The following is a 22,619-nucleotide window of genomic DNA, read 5'->3' as shown; positions in this document are numbered from 1 at the left end:
GTCGTACTCCCACCGCCGATGATACCGCCGCCCGAGGCGCCTTCATGGCCGGTGCTGCTGCCGCCACCCGTCGTGCTGGTCCCGCCCGTCACGCTGTTGCCGCTCGACCGGCTGGTGCCTCCGGTGGTGCTGCTTCCTCCCGTCCTGCTGCTCCCCCCACCGAAGCCGCCAAGGCCGCCGCCGCGCCCCCCGCCGCCACCTCGCTCCCTGCCGTGCGCGGCGCCCGTTCCCCGGCCTTCACCGCCCAGGGCGCCGTGGGCTGTCCCCGGGGGACCGCTTGGGCCGCTGCCGCCGCTCGTGCTGCCGTGGACCCCGGCCCCGGCACCCGGTGGACCGGGGGGAGCCACTGTCGGGGCAGAGCCGGGGCCGCTTCCGCTCGGGCCGCCAGGCGGAAGGGCAGTGTCCGGTGGGCCACTCTCCAGGCCACCGACCCCGGGAGCGCCTGGGGGGCCCTCGGCGGAAGCGCCCGGGCTGCCCTCGGCATCCACTGTCGGCCCATGGCGTTGCTCGCACCCGGCGCCAAGCCAGGGCACGGAGACCAGGCCTCCCAGCAGCGCCGCCCGCTTCAGCCGCCTCATCCGCTTTTCGACGGTTCTCCGCATCCCCACCCCTCGGACCGAGCCCACCGCAACGGTGCGGAATGCTTCCGGTCCCGGGTATTGCGCCCCTGGGCCTTGAACCTGGGCACTCGCTGACACGTCTCGGCGGGCAGGTCCGTTACGCCGTCCCACCGACCGGGAGGGGGGCCTCCGGCTTCACCCACCGTGCAGCCGATTGCGATTTTCCCGGTGAGGCCCGGTCGCGCCGCCTATTGTCCGCGGGTGATGGCCACCCCTGAAACCCAAGCTCCGCTCGCCGCGCTGCTCCCCAGGAAGGGCGAACCCGCCCTGGACGCGGATGAAATCCTCAATCGCTTCGTCGGCTATGTGGCGGCCAATGGCTTGAGCCTCTACCCGGCCCAGGAAGAGGCCATCCTGGAGCTCCTGGCGGGCAAGCACCTGTTCCTCAAGACGCCCACCGGCTCCGGCAAGTCGCTGGTCGCGACGGCGCTCCACTTCAAGGCCATGGCCGAGGGCAAGGTCTCCTTCTACACCTGCCCCATCAAGGCCCTGGTGAACGAGAAGTTCTTCGCCCTCTGCGACGCCTTCGGCGCGGAGAACGTGGGCATGCTCACCGGCGACGCGAGCATCAACCGCGACGCGCCCATCATCTGCTGCACCGCCGAAATCCTCGCCAACCTGGCCCTGCGCGACGCGAGCGCCCGCGTGGACTACGTCGTCATGGACGAGTTCCACTACTACTCGGACCGCGAGCGCGGCGTCGCGTGGCAGCTGCCGCTCATCGCGCTGCCGGACACCACCTTCCTGCTGATGTCCGCCACGCTGGGCCCCACCCACGTCATCGAGGAGAGCCTGACGAAGCTCACCGGCCGGGAAGTGGCCACCGTGCGCAGCGCCCAGCGTCCCGTGCCGCTGGACTTCGACTACCGCGAGACGCCGCTGCACGAGACGATTGAGGACCTGGTCGCGCGCGGGAAGTACCCCATCTACCTGGTCAACTTCACCCAGCGCGCCGCCGCCGAGCAGGCGCAGAACCTGATGAGCGTGGACTTCTCCACCAAGGAGGAGAAGGAGGCCATCCGGCTCGCGCTCCAGGACGCGCCCTTCGACACGCCCTACGGCAAGGAGTTCCAGCGCTTCCTCCGCCACGGCATCGGCATGCACCACGCCGGCCTGCTGCCCAAGTACCGCCTGCTGGTGGAGAAGCTGGCCCAGGGCGGGCACCTCAAGGTCATCAGCGGCACGGACACGCTGGGCGTGGGCGTGAACATCCCCATCCGCACGGTGCTCTTCACGCAGCTCTTCAAGTTCAACGGCGAGAAGCTGGCCACGCTGAGCGTGCGCGACTTCCAGCAGATTGCCGGCCGCGCGGGCCGCAAGGGCTTCGACACGCAGGGCAGCGTCGTCGCCCAGGCGCCCGAGTATGTCATCGAGAACATCAAGCTGGCCGCCAAGGAGGCCGCGGGCAAGAAGAAGACGCCCAAGGCCAAGCCGCCGCAGAAGAACTTCGTCCAGTACGACCGGAGCACCTTCGAGCGGCTCCAGAACGGCATGCCCGAGCCGCTGGAGTCCCGCTTCGCGGTGTCGCACGGCATGATCCTCAACCTGCTCCAGAGCGACCACCAGACGGAGGGCAACGCCGGGTACAAGCGCCTGGTGAAGCTGGTGCAGCGCTGCCACGACTCGGACTACCTCAAGCGCCGGCACCTCAAGCAGGCCGCGCGGGACTTCCGCACGCTGCGCGAGGCGGAGATCATCGAGGTGGTGAAGGGGCAGGGCGGCTCGGGCGCCACGGTGAAGGTGGCGGGGGAGATGCAGCAGGACTTCAGCCTCAACCACACGCTGTCGCTGTACCTGCTGGACACGCTGGAGCTGCTCGACCCGACCACGGACGCCTACGCGCTGGACGTGGTGACGCTGGTGGAGTCCATCCTGGAGAACCCGGAGGTGGTGCTCTACGCGCAGCTCAACCAGCTCAAGGGCGAGAAGATCAACGAGCTGAAGGCGCAGGGCGTCGAGTACGACGACCGCATGGCGGAGCTCGAGAAGCTCGAGTGGCCCAAGCCCAACCGCGACTTCATCTACGGCACCTTCAACAAGTTCGCGCAGAAGCACCCGTGGGTGGGGGAGGAGAACATCCGGCCCAAGTCCATTGTCCGGGACATGTTCGAGCGCTTCATGTCCTTCCCGGACTACATCCGCGAGTACGGCCTCCAGCGCAGCGAGGGCGTGCTGCTGCGCTACGTGAACGACACGTACAAGACGCTGGTGCAGACGGTGCCGGAGCGCTTCCGCACGGAGGAGGTGGAGGACTTCATCGACCACCTGCGCGCCACGCTCCGTCAGGTGGACTCCAGCCTGCTGGACGAGTGGGAGCGCATGCGCAACCCGGACGCCGTCGTCGCGGCGAAGCCGGTGGTGGAGCTCAAGCCCAAGGAGCTCACCGACGACCCGAAGGCCTTCGCCGCGCGCGTGCGCGAGGAGCTGCACCGGCTGCTCAAGGCGCTGGGACAGAAGCGCTACATGGACGCGCTGGCCATGCTCGACAACGCGCTGGGCGAGTGGACCGCTCCCAAGCTGGAGCAGGCCATGGCGCCGTACTTCGAGGAGCACAAGGTCGTGGTGCTCACGCCCCAGGCGCGCAAGCCCGCCAACACCTTCCTCAAGGAGACGGGCCCGCGCCTGTGGGAGACCCAGCAGCGCATCATCGACCCGGAAGGGCACGGCGACTGGATGCTCGACTGCGAGATCGACCTGCGCGACCGGCGCCTGGATGACGGGCCCATCCTGATGCTCCGCCGCATCGGCGTGTAGTCCGGCCTCAGCCCTCGGAGGCGGGGGCCTCCGTGGGGCGCGAGGCCGAGATGGCTTCCGGCTCCGGGGGCGTCAGCTCGGCCACGTCGAGCCCGCCGCCCGCGCCAGGCGTGAGCACCATGCGCCACGCGCCCGCGCTCAGGACGACGCGGTCCGTCTCGCAGCGCACCTCCAGGCCCGCGTCCTCGACGGTCCACGCGCCCGCCCACACCGTCGTGCGGGCCTCGCACCCGGATGCGTCGCACGTCTCCGTCTCCGCGAGCCACACGCGGCCTTCGGGCACCGCGGGGCAGGACAGCGGCTCCGCGTAGCGCAGGACGGGGCCGTCGAGCTCGCCCGGGCCGGCGTCCGGGAAGAGCGGCTCCTCGGCGAAGACCTCCCCACCGCGCGCGGCCCTCGCCTCGGACGGCACCCCGTCGAGCTCCGGCGCCTCGGCCAGGGCCACGGGCGCGGCCAGCCAGCCACACAGCAACGTCACCTTCCATCCCCGCATCGTCCACATCGCGACAAGCTCCCCGGCCGCGGTGTCGTTCGCGGCCCACGGATGGGGTGTTGTGCAAGGCCTGGACCGGGCGCTCGTGTGGCCTGGAGGCCGCAGTGGCGCAATGGGCTCCACCTGTCGGGAATGGCAGACAACCCACCGTGATACACGGGCGTCATTCATTTTCCCGCGCGGAAATGCGGGCCATGACGCCACGCAGCGACTACCGTCGCACCATATGGCCCGACTGCGTGCCGTGGATCAGCCGCTGCGCCGGGATGTCCGCCTGCTTGGCCGGCTCCTGGGAGAAGTGCTCGTCGAACAGGAAGGGCAGGCGCTCTTCGACCTGGAAGAGGAGGTGCGCCGCCTCGCCATCCAGCGCCGCCGCGGCCCCGTGGCCGGCCGGCGCGCGGTGGCGGCCGAGCTGGCGGAGGTGCTCCAGCGCCTGCCGCTGTCCCAGGCCGAGCCGGTGCTGCGCGCCTTCTCCGTCTACTTCCAGCTGGTGAACCTGGCGGAGCAGCACCACCGCATCCGCCGCGCCCGCACCCACGCGGAGGCCGCGTCCGCGAAGCCCCAGCGCGGCTCGCTGGAGGCCACGCTGCTGCTGCTCAAGGAAGCCGGTGTCCCCGCGCAGCGGGTGCGTGAGGCCATTGGCGCCATGCGGGTGACGCTGACGCTCACCGCGCACCCCACGCAGGCGGTGCGCCGCACGCTGCTGGAGAAGCTCTACCGCATGGCGGAGCTGCTGGAGCAGCGGGACCGCTTCGAGCTGACGCCGCGCGAGGCCGCCACGAACCTGGAGCTGCTGCGCGAGGAAATCACCCTCCTGTGGCAGACGGACGAGCTGCGCCGCGAGCGCCCCACCGTGGGCGACGAGGTGAAGAACGTCCTCTGGTACGTGGAGGAGGTGCTCGCGGAGGAGCTGTCGCTGCTGCCCGACCTGCTGGACTGGGCCTTCGAGCGTGCCTACGGCGAGCCGCTGGGCCCGGTGGAGACGCCCGTGCGCGTCCACTCGTGGGTGGGCGGCGACATGGACGGCAACCCGCTGGTCACTCCCGACGTCTTCGCGGACACGCTGCGCGCGCACCGCGCCCGCGGGCTGCGGCGCCTGCTCCAGGACATGGAGCGCCTGGGCGGCCGGCTGTCCCAAGCCGAGCGGCACGCGAAGCCCTCCGAGGAGCTGCTGCGCTCGGTGGAGAAGGACGCCCAGGAGCTGCCCGAGGCCGAGCGCCGCTACGGGCCCCGCACGCCGGGCGAGCCGTGGCGCCACAAGCTGCGCTTCATGGAAGAGCGGCTCCACCGCGCGCTCCACTACGTGACGCAGCAGCGCGCCGGAGCGAGCATCGCCATGCCGTCCGGGGCCTACCGCACGCCCGAGGCGCTGCTGGCGGACCTGGACGTGCTGGCGCGCGCGCTGGAGGCGTCGAAGGGCACGCACGCCGGCCTCCGGGACGTGCGCCAGGTGCGGCAGCGGGTGCTGGCGCTGGGCCTGTCACTGGCGGAGCTGGAGGTGCGGGCGCCGGCGGAGGACGCGGTGAGCGCGGCGGCCTCGCTCGACGGAGGCCCGGCGCCCACGGAAGGCGGCCGGCGGCTGCTGGAGGTGCTGTCGCGCTTGAAGGAGGCGCAGTCCGAGTCGGGTGAGCCCGCCTGCCGGACGCTCATCCTCAGCATGGCCAGCACGGCCGAGGACGTGCTCGCGGCCTTCAAGTGTCTGAAGCACGCGGGGCTGTGGGACGCGCAGCGCGGCTGCGCCACCGTGGACGTGGTGCCGCTGTTCGAGCAGCTCGGGGCGCTGGACTCGGGGCCGGACGTGCTGCGCACGCTGTTCTCGAACGCGGAGTACCGCCGGCACGTGGACGTGCGCGGTGGCCAGGAAGTGATGGTGGGCTACAGCGACTCCGGCAAGGAGGTGGGGCTCCTGGCGGCGAGCGCGGCGCTCTACCGCGCGCAGGTGGCGCTCACGGAGGTGTCGCGCGAGGCGGGCGTGCCGCTGCGCCTGTTCCACGGCCGCGGCGAGTCCGTGGCGCGCGGCGGCGGCCCCGCCCAGGAGGCCATCCTCGCGCTGCCGCCCGGCGCGGTGGCGGGGGGCTACAAGGCCACGGAGCAGGGCGAGGCGCTGGACCACAAGTACGCGCGTCCGGAGCTGGCCCGGCGCACGCTGGAGCTCATCCTGGGCGGCGTGCTGCTGCACACGCTGGACGCGCAGCCGCGACCGGAGGTGGAGGCCGAGCGCACCTTCCGCACGGCGTTCGACACCCTGGCGGAGACGGGACGCCAGGCGTACCGCTCGCTGGTGTGGGAGGACCCGCGCTTCCTGGAGTTCTTCACCGCGGCGACGCCGGTGGAGGAGATTGCCTCGCTGCCCATCGGCTCGCGCCCCAGCAAGCGCAAGGCGGGCGGACTGGAGACGCTGCGCGCGATTCCGTGGGTGTTCGCCTGGACGCAGAACCGCGCCATCCTCCCGGGGTGGTACGGCGTGGGCTCGGCGCTGGAGGCGTTCTCGAAGCAGGAGGGTGGGGCGGCGCTGCTCAAGCGCATGTACCGGGAGTGGCCCTTCTTCCGCGCCGTCATCGACAACGTCACCATGGTGCTGGCCAAGTCGGACATGGCCATCGCCGGGCGCTACGCGACGCTGGCGCCCGCGAGCACCCGCGCGCTGTGGCGGCGCATCCAGCAGGAGCACCGGCGCACGCGCAAGCAGGTGAAGCGACTGACGGGGGAGTCGAAGCTGCTCGACAACAACCCGCAGCTCCAGCGCAGCATCTCCTTGCGCAACCCCTACGTGGACCCCATGTCCTTCCTCCAGGTGGAGCTGCTCAAGCGCAAGCGCGAGGGCCAGGCGGAGGTGGACCGTCCACTGTTGCTCAGCCTCAACGGCATCGCCGCCGGCATGCGCAACACCGGGTAGGCTCCCCGCCCACGAGCGCAGCGAGGAGGAGGCCATGGCCAGGGAGACGTTCAGCGTGGTGGAGGTCAACCCGGCGCACCGCTTCGCGCGGCTGCGTCCCGAGTCGGGCGGCGCCCTGCTGCACGCGGCGCTGTACCCGGACGAGGAGTCCCCCGAGCCGCCGCTCCAGCTTCGCGAAGGCGACCGGGTGGAGGGGCTGCGGCGCGGGCAGTCGGTGTCGGACTGGGGCTGGGTGTCCCGCGCCGAGCCGCCGGCGGACCTGGTGGAGCGCATGGGCGAGTTGCTCGCGAAGCTGGAGGGCTTCGAGCTGCGCGTGCCCGCCACGGCCTATGACCTGGCCGAGCACCACTGGCGGCGGAGCCGGGCGGACCCGCTGCACCAGGAGCTGCTCGCGCAGCTGCCCACCTTCTTCGACTGGGAGCTGGCCCACCCCTACGAGGACGGCGCGCTGCTCGAACGGCTCCAGGCCGCGATGCAGCCGTACCTGCCCGGCTTCGAGGTGACGCCCCAGGCGGGCCGCGCCGCCTTCCGCCTGGAGCCCGGCGGCCTGGAGGTGCCCGCGCCGGAGGGCAGCCGCGAGGCCCCCACCGCCACCTTCGAGCCGCTGCTCCTCCAGGTGAACGGCCTGCTGGAGGGCGCCGGAGCCCCGGTGCGCTGGGTGCCCACGGAGGACGACTGGATTCTGGCCCCTCCGGGGCTGGCGGAGCTGCTGGTGCTCCACGGCGTGCTCGGCGCACGCCAGGGCTGAGCGTGGGGCCTAGACGCCGCCCTGCTCCCGCAGCACGCGCGCCACCTCGTCCGCCATCACCCGGTGGCCTTCCTGGCTGGGGTGGATGCCGTCCACCTCCAGCCCGTCCAGGAACAGGTGCACGTCACCGGGCTGGCGCGTCACCGCCTCCAGGTCGATGACGTCCGGGCCGGTGCCGCCGCCGCGCACCCAGGCGTTGAACTCCAGCCGCTGCGCCTTCACCGCCTCGTAGGGCGCGTAGTTCGACTTCTCCTTGGGCAGCAGGGTGCTGACCCAGGTGCGGCAGAAGGGCGCCAGCCGGCTCAGCAGCGTCGTCATGCGCGCTTGAATCGTCGCCACCGACTCCTTGTCCCCCAGGTCGTTGGTGCCCAGCAGCACCACGCAGTCGGTGATGCCCTGGAGCGCGAGCACCTCGCCGTCGAGCTGCGCCAGCGCGTCGTAGAAGCCCTGGCCGCTCACCCCCGCGTTGACCACGGGCACGCCCAGCGCGGTCTCCACCAGCGCGGGCCACGCGTTGCGCGTGTCGTTCTTCGTGTCGATGTAGCCCTCGGTGATGCTGTCGCCGATGGCGACGAAGGCGCGTCCGGTGGGGCCCTCCACGTCCACCGTGGCCACGCCGATGGCGTGGTCGAACACCGTGCCCCCCAGCGCGCCCGTGACGAGCGCATGGTTGCCCGCGCGCGAGTAGCTGTCCGGGAAGGCGCTGATGGTGCTGGACGCCAGCGCGCCGCGCGCCTCGAACGTAATCGCCAACTCGTCGCGGAAGGACACCGGGAAGTCCACCGGGTCCGACGTCTTCCGCGTGCGCGCGGGCACCGTGAAGCCGTCCTTGCCGTCGAAGGTGAGCGTGACGGGCGCGGACGCGAGCTCACCCGCCGTGCCCGCGTGCGCCACGGTGGCCCGTACCAGCGTCATGGTTCCGTCGCCCGAGCGGAACGTCACGCGGATGCGCCCGCCCTCGCGCGCCACGGGCACGCGCATGCGGAACGTCGTGGTGCTGCCCACGCTGTGCGACGTGCGGAGCGCCTGATGGAAGCCGGGCTGGAACGAGGTCGCGGCGGGGGGCGCGGGCGGCGTGGCCTGCACCTGTCTCCCGTCGTTCAACACCAGCACCGGCGCCACTTCCAGTGATGCATCGGGCGCGCTGCTCTCGATGGTGGCGGTGTGGTTGGTGTCCTCCGGCGGCACGTCCCAGTCAGGTGAGTCGACGCTGCCGGCGCATGCCAGCAGCACACCTCCCGCGAACACGAGGACCGTCCGCCACCCCGGCTTCTTTCCCATTCCCATCCCTCCCGGCATTGCAGGATGCACACCACACGGTGCCCTGCCAGCCGGTCGTCTGGGAACCCGCCCCCCTTCAGGCTTCGTCCGCCTGGCCGCCCTGCGGGGGGCCTGCGGGAACGCGCGGTGCTCGCGCTAGGGCACGCAAGCCCCCACGCCCGGGTTGCCGTCCAGCGCACGGCAGCTGCCCGAGGAGCAGGCAGGCTCGCCGCCAGGCTGGCAGAGCGCGCGGCAGGTGAGGCCGCCTCCCGCATTCACACAGGCGCTCCCCGGCGTGCACTGGTTGCTGAACTCGCAAGACTGGCCTTCGGTGCGAGTGCCGCTGCCCGCGCAGACAGGCCCGCTGCTGGAGGGGTAGCAGCTCAGCGGCGCCGTGCAGTCCTGCCCGAAGGGATTGCATGACGGAGACGGCGGGCCGCAGAGCAGCGGCAGCTCATCCGTGCCCTCCAGCCGAAGCACCGTGTTGCACTCACCGGAGTTCCCACACTGGGTCGTGGCATGGCACAGCCGCTGGCACGTGAAGCCACTGCCTTGCCCCTCGGGTGCCTGACGGCAGAAAAGCCCCTGCTGGCAGGTGTCGTAGGCGAGGCCGCCCTCGGACGGGGCCAGCGTGCAGGGCGCGCCTTCTCCCACGGTCCCCGGCGCCACGCACCGGCGCCGCGTCACCCCGTCCTCGGTGGCGTACGTGCAGCGCTGTCCCTCGGCGCAGTCCTGCGCCACCACGTCGCATTCGGCCTCGAAGCAGCGGCTGCCGGTGCCGCCGTCCGCGAGGTCCGCGAAGTGGCAGCTCTGGCCCTCGGCGCAGCCCTCCTGCCTCGCCACGTTGCAGGCGAAGTCCTGGCTGCCCCCGCCATCGGTGCCGCCCCCATCCGGCCGCGGAAGGCTCCCTCCATCCACGCCCGCGTCGCTGGTTCCTCCGGGCCCTGGGTCATTGTCGCCATTGCAGCTGGCGGCCCACAGGGCCAGGGCAAGGGTTCCAGTCAACACAAAGAGGCGGTACGCACGCATGCCAGAGCTCTCCCAGGGAAGTCTTCGAGGACTTAGGCACCCGAATTCGATAGAGGGGGCCCCTTGAATCGGGCGTGGAAAGCAGCGGACACTTGGTGGACGCCCGGAGCTTCGCGGTTGGCCCGGCGCGTCACCTTGTGTGACTGTCGGTGTGGGAGCCGCGGGGTTTCGCCATCAGCGTCGAACGTGGGGGTTATCGGGTGCGTATGACAACCAAGGCGGCGGACGACATGGAAAGCGAGAATCCTGCCGCATACGCGAACCGGCGCGCTGATGAGCGCGTGGCGGCACGCTTCGAGGTTCGCTTCGCCCAGACGCAGGACGCGGCGCGCGCGCTGCGCGCGTACTCCGTCAACATCTCCGCGGGCGGGCTGTGCCTGAAGACGCGGAAGTCCTATGACGTGGGCTCCCACGTCCGGCTGTCCATGGCCATTGAAGGCGAGGAGTTCCACCTCACCGGCGTCATCGCGTGGGTGCGCGACGAGGCCGAGGCCATTGGCGTGCGCTTCACCGACATGAGCGACGAGGACCGGGCCCGGCTCCAGCGCGTGGTGGACAGCTTCAAGCGGTAGGGCCGGGGCCGGAGCCCCGGCGGGCCCCTAGCGCTGGGACTCCGTCTCCAGGTGGCGGAACACTCCCGAGTCGACTTCGGAGAAGCCGCACGCCGTGTAGAAGCTGCGCGTCTCCGGCGTCGTCGCCATGGGCGAGACGAGCTGGAGCTGCTTCGCGCTCAGCACCTTGCAGCGCTCCAGAATCTGGCGGATGAGCGCTTTGCCCACGCCGCGGCGGCGCCACGTCTCCGTCACCACCAGCTCGTCGATGGTGGCCACGCGGCCGCGCAGCCGGAGCTGGGGCCGGTGGGAGAAGGACACCATGCCCACGGGCCGGTCCTGCGGGTCGCCGGCCACGAAGATTTCAATCTCCGGATGGCTGACGACCCAGTGGACCGTCTGCTGGTCCGTCCCCTGGGGGTAGCCCAGCTCCTTCAGGAGCGACGCCATGGCCTCGGCGTCGCCCCGACGGGCGCGGCGGATACGGAAGGCCGGCGCGTCGGCGCCAGCGGCGGGAGTGACTGTCCGGACGATTGGCTGTGACAAGGCCCTGCCAGTCTAACGAATGGGCCGCCGTCCCTCCAAAGAGGAACGGCGGCCCGGGCACTGGCCGCGTGAGACAGGGGGCTCACGGGCAGGGATGTGTGGGTGCCGCGCTTACGGCTGTTCCGCCGCGAGCGAGCGCATGGCGGTGGTGATGTCGCTCAGCTGCGGCACCGACGCCATCTCCAGCGCGTCCGCCAGGCCGATGCCCGGCAGGAACTTGCCGGCCAGCAGCCGCGGCGGGGCCAGCAGCGAGTAGAAGAGCTCTTCCACCGTGCGGCGCACCAGGTGCTCGCCGAAGTTGGTCACCTCGGTGTCCTCGTTGACGAAGAGCACGCGGCCCGTCTTCTGGACGGAGGCCTTGATGAGCTCCCAGTCGTAGGGCCACAGCGAGCGCAGGTCGATGACCTCCGCGCTGATGCCGTCGGCGGCCAGCGTCTCGGCGGCCTTCGCGCACAGGGGCAGGGTGCGGCCGTAGCTCACCACCGTGAGCTGCGTGCCCTCGCGCACGAGCTTGCCCTTCCCGAAGGGCACCGCGTACGCCTGGAGCCCTTCCGGCCACTGGGGCTTCCACTGGGAGCGGTCCCCCAGCGGCGCGTCGATGAGCTTGGACAGGGCGCGGTCGTCGTCCGGCTCGCCGGGAATCCGCTCCTCGCCCTTCACGCGCAGCAGCGCCTTGGGCTCCAGGAACATGACGGGGTTCTTTTCCTGGCACGCGGTGATGAGCAGCCCGTACGCGTCCAGCGGCGTGGAGGGCATCACCACCTTCCACCCGGCGATGTGGGTCATCGTCGCGTCGAAGGAGTGCGAGTGGTAGATGGACCCGCGGATGCCGCTGCCCACCGGCGTGCGCACCACCATGGGCAGGTTCCAGTCACCGTTGGTGGACCAGCAGGTGTTGCCCGCCAGCTTCAGCAGGTCGATGGTGTTGTAGACGTAGTCGCAGAACTGGATCTCCGCCACCGGCCGTCCGCCGGCCATGGCGATGCCCATGGCCGCGCCGATGATGCCGCGCTCGTCCAGGGGCGAGTTCCACGTCGTCTTCAGGCCCTGCGTGCAGGTGAAGACGCCGCCCAGGGGGGCACCCACGTCCTCGCCGAAGATGTCGGTGACGCCCAGGTGCTCCTCGGCGTAGTGCAGGGCCATGCGGATGGCCTGTGCCATGTTGGCCATGGGTTACTTGTCCTCCGCGTAGATGTGCTTCCAGATGGAATCCGGGTCGGGCTGCGGCTCGTCGCGCACCTGACGGGCGGCGGCGGCCATCTCTTCGGTGTAGCGGCTGCGCAGGTCGTCCATCTGCTGGCGCGTCAGGACGCCGTCCTTCTCCAGCTTCGCCTCGAACTCCTTGAGGCAGTCGACCTCGTTGCCCACGTAGTTGGCGCCGGACGCCGAGGAGTGCCCGTAGAGGCGCGACACGTTCGCCTCCAGCAGGAACGGCTTGCGCTCCGTGCGCACGTACGCCATGGCGTCGCGCAGCTCGGTATAGGCCTCGATGGGGTCGTTGCCGTTGATGGTCTTCGTGCGCATGCCGAAGGCCTTGCCGCGGTCGCTGATGCGCTGCTCGCCGTGCTGGCCCTCCGCGGACGTGGAGATGCCCCACCGGTTGTTGGTGACGATGATGAGGATGGGCAGCGGGTTGGCGGGGCGGCTGCTCCACACCAGGCACGAGGCGAAATCGCCCTCGGCCGTGCCCGCGTCACCGCCGGTGACGATGGTGATGCCGTCACCGCCGTGGCGCTTCTGCACCATGGCCGTGCCCGGGGCGATGGCGTACTGGACCTCGATGGGCGAGGACACCGGCGCCACGTTGTACTTCCGGGCGGAGTAGTGGCCCGCGAAGTTGCGGCCGCCCGAGTACGGGTCCGTGGCCGTGTTCTTCATCTGCCGCAGCGAGCCGATGGGGTCCTCCCCCAGGGCCAGCAGGGTGCCGGACTGGCGGTAGTGGGCGTGCAGATAGTCGTAGTCGGGGCCCTGGCCCTTCTTCATCAGCAGCCCCAGGGAGACGTTGAACGCCTCCTCACCGGGGCCGCCAATCCAGAAGTAGCCGTGGCCCTGTTTGTACATCTGGATGAGGCGTTCCTCGAGGACGCGCGTCTTGACCATCAGGTCATGGATGCGGACCAGCAGCTCCCGCTCGAGCGGCGCGGACGCTTCTGAGGATTCTTTGATGAGTCGTGGACGAGACACGCGCGACCTTCCTCTGGCTGAAGGGGAGGCCCCTATAACCCGGATGGGCCGCTTCCGCTCAAGGCAGTTGATGGGCCGCCTGCCGGGACGTCAGGCGGAGAGCACCTTCTGGCGCGGCGCGGCAATCAGCGGGGCTCATCCGGGGCAGGAGCCCGGCCGTGTCGCAGCGCGGTGACGCGCTCGGCCAAAGTCGTCTGGCTCGCCGCGCCGGCGTGCTCGGAGATGAGGGCCAGGGTCTCCTCGGTCAGCTGGCGGGCGTGTGAGCTCTCCAGCAGGGCGGCCAGCTCCTGAAGTCGCTCCGTGCGCAGGAGCGCCAGCACCAGCAAGTGGCCGGTACCCGGCAGGGGCGCCTGGGTGAAGGCCATCTGGAGCGGCTGTACCGCCAGCTCCGGCAGCCCACTGTGCAGGAACATCTCGCCCACCAGGGCGGGGTCGTGCGGGAGCTCGGGCTCGTCGTCCTCCGGCCACCCGACGGGGGCGGCCGTGCCCCGCAGCTCGCCCAGCAGCCCCTCGACGGAGACGGCGCCCGTGGCACCGCGCCCGGGGGCCCGGCGCGCCTTGCTCTTGCGCGGGAGCAGGGGCCGTGGCGGCCCGGCGAGGCGCACCCTCGGCGTCCGGCGAAGCTGCTCGAGGTTCATCATCCCCAGCATCATCGCGAGCAGACCCAGCCAGAGCTGCTTCCACCAGATGGCCAGGCCCAGCACCGCCACCGCGGTGGCGACGCCAATGCCCAGCACCCACCGCTCATACCGGTAGCCGCTGCGCGCGCGCACCAGGTCCGCCAGCAGGTGGCCGCCGTCCAGCGGCTGCACGGGCAACAGGTTGAAGAGCCCCCAGCCGATGTTCACCCACAGGAACTGCTGGAGCCCCTGGTCCACCAGCCCGCCCGGCGCCGCCGGGGGCAGCAGGCGCGACGCGGCCCAGACGAGCCCTCCCGCCACGAAGCCGATGCCCGGCCCGGCGAAGCTCACCCAGGCCGACTGGCGGTGGGTGAGGTGCGCGGCGTCCTCGGAGAGGGTGGTGCCGCCCATGCCGTGCAGCTCGATGTGGGCGGGACAGCCAAAGCGGCGGAAGGCCAGCGCGTGCCCCAGCTCGTGGAGCAGCACGGACACGAAGACGATGCCGACCCACAGGGCGAGCCGCGCCGGCTCGGAGATGAGCGTCCAGCCCGTCGCCAGGGAGACGAGGAAGAAGAGCGGGTGGAGCCGGACCGGGAAGCCGGCCACGTGGAAGTGGGGCCGCATGGGCCTTCGAATCTAACCGCCACGGCGGAACGCCGCCCGGCGACGGGCGAGGGCATCGCACCCATGGTGAATGACGCAGGGCTTCAGCAGGGCGCCATGACACTGGGATGACATTCCTCCAGTGACATGCCGTCCGTGGCGGCTTCCCCTGAGCGCGTGGATGTGGGGACAGGGCCTCGCGAAGCACGAGAAGTGAGATAGAGTCTCAATCACCCCTGTTTTCCGCGCGCCCCCGCGCGTCCCCACCCCGGCCCGCCCTTGTCCAGCACGAATACGCGACTGAAGTCCGCGCCCCCGTCCGACGCGCCATCGGATGACGCCGCGCTCCCGCCGTCCGAGCGGACGGGGACCCAGGAAGTCACTGGCGCACGCGAGTCCACCGCGACCCGGCTGACAGGCCCCCTGGGCATGGGACAGCCCGAGGGGACGCGCACCCTCATCGCCCCGCTGGAGGCGGGCGAGCTGCCCAACGTGGCCCTCATCAAGGGGCTGCGGTTGGACCAGATTCTCCTGCTCACCACCGGCCTGCTGGTGGTGCTCATCGTGGGCCTGCTGGCCGCGCTGTCCGTCGCGTCCACGCAGTCCCAGTTCGAGGAGACGGCGCTCGTCTCCAAGGAGCGCATCCAGGAGCAGGCGCGCGAGCTGGGCCAGACGGTGGGGCAGACCATCGCGCTGACGTCCGCCACCAACCTGCGCGACAACAACTACGCCTTCCTCGAGGAGGTGGCGGGCTCCATCGTCAAGACGAACCCCAACATCCTCCGGGTGCAGATCTTCGACCCGGACGGGGTGCGGATGGCGGACAGCGAGGGCGGCGGCGCGGAGAAGGAAGACGCGGCCCCGGTCCGGCGCGCCGAGCGCCGCCTGGTGAGCGCCTTCTACCAGGGGCAGCCCATCTCCGAAATCCAGGAGCCCATCGACTATGGCTCCAGCAGCGGCAAGGGGCTGGTGGTCATCAGCTACTCGCTGGGCGGGCTCCAGAAGCAGCTGGAGGCGCTGGAGCAGGACAAGCGCGCCACGGTGCGCGCCAACACCCTGCGCATGCTGGGGCTGGGGCTGGGCTTCGTGGTGCTGGCGGGCGTGCTGGTGGCCTTCCAGAGCCGGCGCATCACCCGGCCGCTGGGCATGCTGACCAGCAAGGTGATGCAGCTGGCCGCCGGCAACCTGAGCGCGCGGGCGGAGACGGCGCAGGGCGCGGGCCGCGAGGTGGTCACGCTGGGCGTGGTGTTCAACCACATGGCCGAGCGCATCAAGGTGCTGCTGGAGGACGTGCGCGCCAAGGCGCAGCTGGAGCGCGAGGTGTCGCTCGCGCGCACCGTGCAGGAGACGCTGCTGCCCGGGCGCGAGGCCGTGCAGGTGGGGCCGCTGCGCATCGCCGGGCTCGTCGTCACCGCGGACGCGTGCGGCGGCGACTGGTGGTTCCGCGCCGCGCTGGATGACCGGCGCGTGGTCATCGGCATCGGCGACGTGACGGGCCACGGCCTGTCCACCTCGCTGGTGGCCACCAGCGCCACCAGCGGCTTCGCCTCCGCCATGACGCTGCGCGAGCCGTCGCAGGTGAACGCGCAGATGCTCATCACCGCGCTCAACGTGACGCTGGCCAACGTGGGCCGCGGCGAGCACCAGATGTCCAGCGCGCTGGCCCTCATCGACGTGTCCAACGGCTATATCGACTACGCGGCCGGCGCGCACCCCAGCCCGCTGGTGTTCAACAAGCACAGCGGCCAGATTGCCTCGCTGCCCGCGCGCGGCCCGCTGCTGGGGGCCTCCGTCTCCTCCCAGTTCACCTCGCGCCAGGCGCAGCTGCGGCCCGGCGACGTGGTGGTCTGGTACACGGACGGACTCACCGAGGCGCGCGACGGCGCGGGCAAGCTGTATGGCACCCAGCGCCTGGCCGCCGCCGTCCAGGCCCACGCCCACCTGTCCGCGGAGGCGCTGCGCGACGCGGTGCTCGCGGACGCTCGCGCCTTCAGCGCCGGCCAGCCGCAGCGGGACGACATCACCGTCGTCGTGGCCGAGTTCAGCCCCGCCGCCTGACTTTCTCCCGGGACTCCACACGCATGCGACGCTCCCCACGCCATCCTCGGTCACGCCGTCTCACGCCGGCGCTCGCGCTGCTGACCACCCTGTGCGCGCCGCCCGCGCTCGCGCAGTACCGGCCTCCACCCATGTCCGAATCGCAGCGGCTGGTGAAGGACGGCGAGACGGCACAGCTGGCCGCCAGCGCCGCCACCGCCAAGGGCGACAAGAAGGAGGCGGAGGAGAAGTACCGCAAGGCGCTGGGCCTCTTCGAGCAGGCGCTGACCGCCGAGCCCGCGTCCGTGGCCGCCGCCGCGGGGCTCGCCGCCAGCGCCAACGCGCTCAATGACTGGCAGCGCACCGTCGACCGCGTGCAGCCGGTGCTGACGGCGAACCCCACCGAGCTGTCCCTGGCGTATCCGGTGAGCGTGGCCCTCTTCAAGCTGCGCCGCTTCCAGGAGGCCATTCCGCTCATGGAGCAGGTGGCCGTCGCCGACCAGGCCGAGCACCTCATCGTCCACTACTACCTGGCCAGCTACTACCTCTACGTCCAGCAGGGCGACGCGGCGGCGACGCGGCTGAAGCGCTACCTGGCGCTGCGCCCGCAGGCCGTGGCGGGCAACGACTACCAGATTCACGAGCTGCTGGGCCGCGCGCACGTGCTGCGACGGGACGTGGCGGCGGCGCGCGCGTCCTTCCAACAGGCGCAGGCGGGGCGGGCCGAGTCGCCGTCCATCCAGCTGGGCCTGGCGCAGGTGCTGGAGCTGGAGGGCAAGCTGGTGGAGGCGCGCACCCTGCTGGAGGGCGTCACCACCCGCTTCCCGAAGGCGGCCGACGCGCGGGAGAAGCTGGCGCGCCTGTACCTGGGCGCCGGGGACGTCGCGAAGGCGGACGTGCAGGCGCAGGCGCTGGTGAAGCTGGGCAGCTCGCCCGCCGCGCACCTGCTGCTGGGTGACGTGCGCTTCGCGCAGAAGAACGCGGCCGCCGCCGAGGCGGAGTACCGCAAGGTGCTCCAGCTCCAGCCGGGCCTGGTGCTGGGGCAGATGGCGGTGGGCAAGGCGCTCCAGGCGCAGGGCCGTCACGAGGAGGCCATCCAGTTCCTGGAGAGCGCGGTGCGCTCGGGGGCCAACAGCCTGGAGCTGTGGGCCAACCTCGGCTCGGTCAACCGGCGCGCGGGCCGCTTCCAGCGCGCGGTGGAGGTGCACCGGCGCGTGGTGGAGATGGCGCCGCGCCAGGCCCTGGGCTACGTGCTGCTGGGCGCGGACCACTTCGCCACCGGGCAGTGGGACCAGGCCATTGAGGACTACTCCAACGCGCTGCAGGTGGAGCCGGAGCACGCCGGGGCGAAGCAGTGGCTGGCCCGGGCCCTGGCGCACCGGGCGCGGGACCGAGCCGGAACGGGGCGGCTGGAGGACGCCGTCCGGGACCTGCGCCGCGCGTATGACCTGGACCGAACCGCGCCCATGGCCCGCCGGCTGGGCGCCGCGCTGCTGGAGACGCGCGCCTACGCCGACGCGCGCAAGGTGCTGGAGCAGGGCGTGACGCTGCCCGGCGCCACGTGGCGTGACGGCCTGCTGCTGGGCTACGCGCGGCTGGCCACGAATGACGCGCAGGCGGCGCTGGAGGCCTTCACCCGCGCGGGCGCGCAGACGCAGGAGCCCGACGAGCAGGCCGAGGCCTCCGTGGGCGCCGCCCTGGCGGAGGTCGAGCTGGGACAGGTGGACGCGGCGGTGCAGCGGCTCACCGAGGTGGGCCCGTCGCGCGCCGCGTCGCAGGTGGCGGGCGCCAATCTTCCGCGGGTCCTGGTGCGCCGCGCGCTGACGCGGCTGGAGAGCGGGGACGCCGAGGCCGCGGAGCGCGACCTGGACCTGGTGGACAAGCTGGGCACCGGCAACCGCAAGGACCTGGTGAAGCTGGCCCAGTTCACGCGGGGCCTGGCGCGCGCGGAGGCGGGACGCCACGCGGAGGCGAGCACCGCCATCACCAAGGCCCTGACGCCCGCGCAGCCCTGGGCGTGGCCCAACACGCGCGCGCTGGCCACCGCCTTCGTGCTCTACAAGAAGGGGCAGGTCGCCGCCGCGCGCCGGCAGCTCACCGCCGCGGCGAAGAAGCCGATGCCCGGACAGCCGCAGTGGCTGACGGCCATGACGGGCGCGCTGCACCGGCGCGAGGCCTCGCTGGCCTACGCCGCCGGCAACATGCGCGTGGCGGAGAAGGCCTTCAAGGCCGCGCTCGCAGGCAGCCCGGACGACGCGCTGGTGCAGCACAACCTGGCCTGCGTCGACTGGCGCAGGGGCCGCGCGACGAACGCGCTGGAGGCGTGGCGCAAGCTGGAGCCGTCGGTCCCCGTGGCCTCGCTCAACCTGGGCATCGACGCACAGGAGCGCCGCAAGGACGCGGCCGATGCGGTGGAGGCGTGGCGGCGCTACCTGGCCGCGGGCGCCGGGCCGCGCCTGGCGCAGGTGCGCGAGTGGAAGGAACGCCTGCAGAGTCTGCACGGCCTCGCCGAGCCCGCCGCCGTGGGCACGCCGGCCAGCGCCACCGTGGAGGAGACCCCGTGATGAAGGCACCTCGCTTCCTCCTGGCCGGCCTCGCGCTGGCCTGCACCCTGGCGGCCAGCACCGCGGCCGCGGCGCCGAAGAAGGCCACGCTGGGCGTCTTCCTCGCCACCACGCTGGCGGATGGCCAGGAGCGCTTCGAGTACGCGGAGGCCCTGGCCGCGCGGCTGACGGACGCCCTGGACATTCCCGTCGCCGCGAAGAGCTTCGGGCGCTACGAGGACTTCTCCCGCGCCGTCGCGGGCGGCCTGGTGGACTTCGCGGTGGTGGACGCCTGGGCCGCCGTGCAGCTGGGCGCCAAGGCGAAGCCGGTGGCGTGGGCCTCCCGCTCCGGGGACACCCAGCAGCGCTGGGCCATCGTGTCGCTGCAACGCGGCGCGGTGAAGGACCTCGCTGGCAAGCGCCTGGCGCACGTGAAGGGCGCCGGTCCCTCCGACCCGAAGTTCGTCACCCACGTCGTGCTCGGCGGAGACCTGGACGCGCAGCGCCACTTCAAGCTGTCCCCCGTGCCGAACGTGGAGTCCGCGCTGAAGATGCTGGAGGCCAAGGGCGCGGACGCGGCGCTCGTGCCGCTGGCGCACGTGCCCAAGGACAAGGAGGTGCGCGTGCTCTTCCGCACGGGCCGTGTGCCCGGCGCCGTGCTGGTGGACCTGCGCAACCACGAAGCCGCGCTCCAGGGGGTGCTGGGGACGGTGGGCGCGGTGGCGCCCTTCGACGCCTTCGCCCGGCTCAACGACAAGGACTTCGAGGACTTCCGCCGGCTCGTCACGCGCGGACCGCCCAAGCGGCAGCCGGTGCTCGCCGAGAGCCCGGACCTGCGGGTGGACGCCGAGGTGCTGGTGCGCTCCGAGGAGCTGGGGCCCGCGCTGCCGTCCTTCGTCGGCGACCTCGCCGTCTCCGCGGAGCAGCCGGATGACTGATGGTTTCCCGTGTTTCTAGAGAATGAGAGTCAGCGACTTGGCCCGGCGTTGGCTCTGGGGTAGCTTGAAAATGATGGCGTCGGTGTTCAGCGGTGAAATTGCGTTCCCCCGGACGCAGGGCCAGACGCCGCGCGTGCCACCAGGTCGTACGTACAGGACCTCGGGTGTCCATGCTCCACCCTTGGATGTGAGAACGATGCACACGACTGTGTTCGGTGAGCCGCGGCGAGGCGCGGCGAAGGCGGTTGCCGGACGCCGCGCTCTGCGCGCCGGCCTGCCTCTTTCCCTGATGCTGTGCGTGCTGTCCCTGGCCGTTCCGTCGAGCGTGGCAGCGCAGGAGGTTGCCCAGACGGAGGCGCCCGCGAAGGCGAAGCGTCGGAAGCGGGTGGTCAAGCCCCGCGAGTCCACGCGCCCCGCCAGGACGGCGAAGAAGCCGCGCAAGGCCGCGAAGCCGCCGCCCGCCGCGGAGCCGGAGGCGAAGCCGGACGAGGAGCTGGAGGCGTCCGAGATTCCGGTGCTCGGCAGCGGACCGGCTACGGATGATCCGCCAGCGGGGACCCCCGCGCCCGCGTCCGTGTCGCCGGCCTCGCCCATGACGGCCCCCGCGCCCATGACGGCCGAGCCCGCCGCGCCGACGCCGCTGCCCTCCGTGGGGCCGGACTTCAACCCCTCGGACGCTCCGCTGACCCCGCCGGCGCCCGCCACCGCGACGCTGCCCGCGACGCCCACGGAGGCTCCGTCCAACATCCCCATCAGCGCGCCCTTCGCCGAGCCCGCCCTGGACCGACCCCTGCCTCCGCCCTCGGGGCTGGCGGGCCTGGGGGCGGACCCGCTGGGCGGCGCCGACAGCCTGGAGGAGTCCGTCAACCGCGTGCTGAGCGAGGCGGTGGTGACCACCGCCGGCAAGCGCAACCAGCGCATCTCCGACGTGCCCCTCACCGTGTCCTGGATTCCCGCCGACGAGCTGGAGGGCACCGGCCAGTTCACGCTGTGTGAGGCCATCCAGTACTTCCCCGGCATGGAGTGCCGCCGCGGCTCCATGCGCAAGGCGGCGGTGAGCGCGCGTGGCCTGGGCTCCAACTACCTGTCCAACCGCCTGCTGCTGCTCCAGGACGGCCGTCCGCTGACGGACCCGTGGACGGGCCAGTTCTACGCGGACGAGACGACGCCGCTCACCAACCTCAAGCAGGTGGAGGTCATCCGCGGCCCTGGTTCGTCGCTGTACGGCTCCAACGCCTTCAGCGGTGTCATCAACATCATCCAGCGCCAGCCGTCGGACCTCATCGAGAAGGGGAAGAACGTGGGCGCCGAGGCCCGGGTGCTCGCGGGCCAGGACCAGACGTGGCGCCTGCACGGCACGGTGGCCGGCCGCGGCGGCCCGGTGGAGGCGCTGCTGGGCTACTACGGCTTCGGCTCGGACGGCCCGCAGCTCTTCAACGACCCGCGCGTGGGCCGGGTGGACACCAACCAGGACTCGCTGGTGCACCAGGTCAACGGCAAGGTGCGCATCGGCCCCCTGGCGCTGGACGCGGACTTCACGGACGCGGAGATTGGCCGGCCCGGTGGTACGCACATCTCCACCGTGGGCAACTGCGGCCGCTGCCACTACACGCCGAACGACTCCGAGTCGGTGCAGAACTTCAACGCCTCCGCGCAGGTGGACCAGCAGGTCACCGACAACCTGCGCCTCTTCGGTCAGGCGTACGGCTTCTTCAAGCGGCGCGACGTGCTCATGGAGAACGCCTTCGGCGGCGAGCCCACGCGCGCGCTCGGCAAGCGGCGCCGGCTGGGCGGCGAGGCGCGCGCCCTGTGGACCGTGGGCGACCTCAGCGTCACCTTCGGCGGTGACGTGAAGGCGGACGTGGTCAACGTGCCCAACGTCCTGCCCGAGCTGACCATGGATGACACGAAGCAGACCATCTTCGGTGGCTTCGTCGACGCGGAGTACCGCCTCTTCGAGCGGCTGGTGCTTGGCGCGGGCGCTCGCTACGACCGCTACCAGATTCCGGAGCGCGTCTGGCAGAACCGCACGGACCAGATTTCGCCCCGCGCCAGCATCGTGTTCCACGCGGTGCCGGAGTTGCTGACGCTTCGCACCAACTACGGCCGCGCCTTCCGCGCGCCCACCCTGGCGGAGCTGGCCATCAACCAGCAGATGTACGCGGCCACACTGGTGGGCAATGGGAATCTGCGCGCGGAGACGCTGGACACCCTGGAGGCCTCGGTGGATTTCTGGCCCTTCGACCGGAGGGTGCGCCTGACGGGCACGGGCTTCTACAACCTGGCCAAGAACTTCATCAACCAGCAGCTCCTCTTCGGCTCCGTCTCCCAGTTCCAGAACCTGGGGGATGCCCGGGTGGCGGGCTTCGAGCTGGAGGCGGCCGCGCAGATTCCGTCCATCAACTCGTCCTTCGACATCGCCTACCAGTTCCTGGACGCCAAGGCGCTGCCCTACAACGACGGCCCGTCGTCCCCGCTGGACTACGCGCCGGCCCACCGCATCTACGCGCGCGGCCGCACCAACATCGGCAAGGTGGCCTTCGTGGAGCTGTATGCGCTGCTCGTGGGCTCCCGCTATGACCCGGGCTTCATGGTGGACGAGGAGACGGGCCTGCCCACCACCCGCGTGCAGCTGCCCAGCTACGTCACGGCCAGCGCGCGCGTGGGGTTCAACGTCTACGACGGCATCTCCGTGTCCTTCCTCGGCTCCAACCTCTTCAACGCGCAGTACGAGGAGTCCCACGGCTTCCCGGCACCGCCCCAGTCGTTCTTCAGCGAAGTGAAGGTTCGTTACTAA

15 protein-coding genes are annotated in these 22,619 nt (G+C 71.6%); 8 read left to right on the top strand and 7 right to left on the bottom strand.

Going from position 1 to position 22,619, the window contains the following annotated elements:
- The first annotated feature begins 824 nt into the window (after window positions 1–824).
- Window positions 825–3,374 (top strand): DEAD/DEAH box helicase, encoded by a 2,550-nt coding sequence (locus VZL07_RS38610; protein WP_426752988.1) that lies wholly within the window; start codon window positions 825–827, stop codon window positions 3,372–3,374.
- A gap of 7 nt (window positions 3,375–3,381) precedes the next feature.
- Here the strand turns inward: VZL07_RS38610 and VZL07_RS38605 are convergent, their stop codons facing one another.
- On the bottom strand, window positions 3,382–3,876 hold the full coding sequence (locus VZL07_RS38605) for a hypothetical protein (protein WP_426752987.1): 495 nt from the start codon (window positions 3,874–3,876) through the stop codon (window positions 3,382–3,384).
- 217 nt (window positions 3,877–4,093) lie between these two features.
- Here VZL07_RS38605 and VZL07_RS38600 point away from each other — a divergent pair, with 217 nt between their 5' ends.
- Entirely contained in the window at window positions 4,094–6,763 is a 2,670-nt protein-coding gene (locus VZL07_RS38600) for a phosphoenolpyruvate carboxylase (RefSeq protein ID WP_426752986.1), read from the top strand.
- Window positions 6,764–6,797: 34 nt separating this feature from the next.
- Window positions 6,798–7,511: a hypothetical protein gene (locus VZL07_RS38595; protein ID WP_426752985.1), complete on the top strand. Its 714-nt coding sequence runs from the start codon at window positions 6,798–6,800 to the stop codon at window positions 7,509–7,511.
- A gap of 9 nt (window positions 7,512–7,520) precedes the next feature.
- Here the strand turns inward: VZL07_RS38595 and VZL07_RS38590 are convergent, their stop codons facing one another.
- Complete coding sequence (locus VZL07_RS38590; protein ID WP_426752983.1) at window positions 7,521–8,792, bottom strand: SGNH/GDSL hydrolase family protein; 1,272 nt, start codon at window positions 8,790–8,792, stop codon at window positions 7,521–7,523.
- A 135-nt stretch (window positions 8,793–8,927) separates the two neighbouring features.
- Complete coding sequence (locus VZL07_RS38585) at window positions 8,928–9,800, bottom strand: hypothetical protein (RefSeq protein WP_426752982.1); 873 nt, start codon at window positions 9,798–9,800, stop codon at window positions 8,928–8,930.
- A 230-nt stretch (window positions 9,801–10,030) separates the two neighbouring features.
- On the opposite strand from VZL07_RS38585, the gene VZL07_RS38580 reads away from it, so the two are divergent.
- The gene (locus tag VZL07_RS38580; RefSeq protein WP_426752981.1) at window positions 10,031–10,372 is read left to right on the top strand and encodes a TIGR02266 family protein; all 342 of its coding nucleotides are present in this window, start codon (window positions 10,031–10,033) and stop codon (window positions 10,370–10,372) included.
- 27 nt (window positions 10,373–10,399) lie between these two features.
- Here VZL07_RS38580 and VZL07_RS38575 read toward each other — a convergent pair whose 3' ends face one another.
- The 4 genes from VZL07_RS38575 to VZL07_RS38560 all read right to left on the bottom strand — a co-directional run bounded on the left by VZL07_RS38575 (window position 10,400) and on the right by VZL07_RS38560 (window position 14,325).
- Window positions 10,400–10,801, bottom strand: coding sequence for a GNAT family N-acetyltransferase (locus VZL07_RS38575; protein ID WP_426752980.1), 402 nt, complete (start codon window positions 10,799–10,801; stop codon window positions 10,400–10,402).
- Window positions 10,802–11,008: 207 nt separating this feature from the next.
- Window positions 11,009–12,067, bottom strand: a complete 1,059-nt coding sequence (locus VZL07_RS38570; protein WP_426752979.1) for an alpha-ketoacid dehydrogenase subunit beta — start codon at window positions 12,065–12,067, stop codon at window positions 11,009–11,011.
- 3 nt (window positions 12,068–12,070) lie between these two features.
- A complete protein-coding gene (locus VZL07_RS38565) occupies window positions 12,071–13,081 on the bottom strand; it encodes a thiamine pyrophosphate-dependent dehydrogenase E1 component subunit alpha (protein WP_426752978.1) in 1,011 nt (336 codons plus the stop codon).
- A gap of 125 nt (window positions 13,082–13,206) precedes the next feature.
- A complete protein-coding gene (locus VZL07_RS38560; RefSeq protein ID WP_426752977.1) occupies window positions 13,207–14,325 on the bottom strand; it encodes a M50 family metallopeptidase in 1,119 nt (372 codons plus the stop codon).
- A 258-nt stretch (window positions 14,326–14,583) separates the two neighbouring features.
- Here VZL07_RS38560 and VZL07_RS38555 point away from each other — a divergent pair, with 258 nt between their 5' ends.
- From VZL07_RS38555 to VZL07_RS38540, 4 genes are read left to right on the top strand one after another with little or no spacing between them, the layout of a single operon-like run.
- Window positions 14,584–16,362 (top strand): PP2C family protein-serine/threonine phosphatase, encoded by a 1,779-nt coding sequence (locus tag VZL07_RS38555; RefSeq protein ID WP_426752976.1) that lies wholly within the window; start codon window positions 14,584–14,586, stop codon window positions 16,360–16,362.
- A gap of 23 nt (window positions 16,363–16,385) precedes the next feature.
- Window positions 16,386–18,905 carry a tetratricopeptide repeat protein gene (locus VZL07_RS38550; protein ID WP_426752975.1) on the top strand — a complete coding sequence of 840 codons (2,520 nt, stop codon included), beginning with the start codon at window positions 16,386–16,388 and terminating at the stop codon, window positions 18,903–18,905.
- Window positions 18,902–19,822 carry a PhnD/SsuA/transferrin family substrate-binding protein gene (locus tag VZL07_RS38545; protein ID WP_426752974.1) on the top strand — a complete coding sequence of 307 codons (921 nt, stop codon included), beginning with the start codon at window positions 18,902–18,904 and terminating at the stop codon, window positions 19,820–19,822. Before VZL07_RS38550 ends, VZL07_RS38545 begins: the two co-directional genes overlap by 4 nt.
- A 22-nt stretch (window positions 19,823–19,844) precedes the next feature.
- Window positions 19,845–22,619 (top strand): TonB-dependent receptor domain-containing protein, encoded by a 2,775-nt coding sequence (locus VZL07_RS38540; protein WP_426752973.1) that lies wholly within the window; start codon window positions 19,845–19,847, stop codon window positions 22,617–22,619.

Origin of the sequence: Pseudomyxococcus flavus, assembly GCF_050038885.1 — a bacterium.
GTDB lineage: Bacteria > Myxococcota > Myxococcia > Myxococcales > Myxococcaceae > Myxococcus > Myxococcus flavus.
This window is presented reverse-complemented; position numbering and strand designations above follow the sequence as displayed.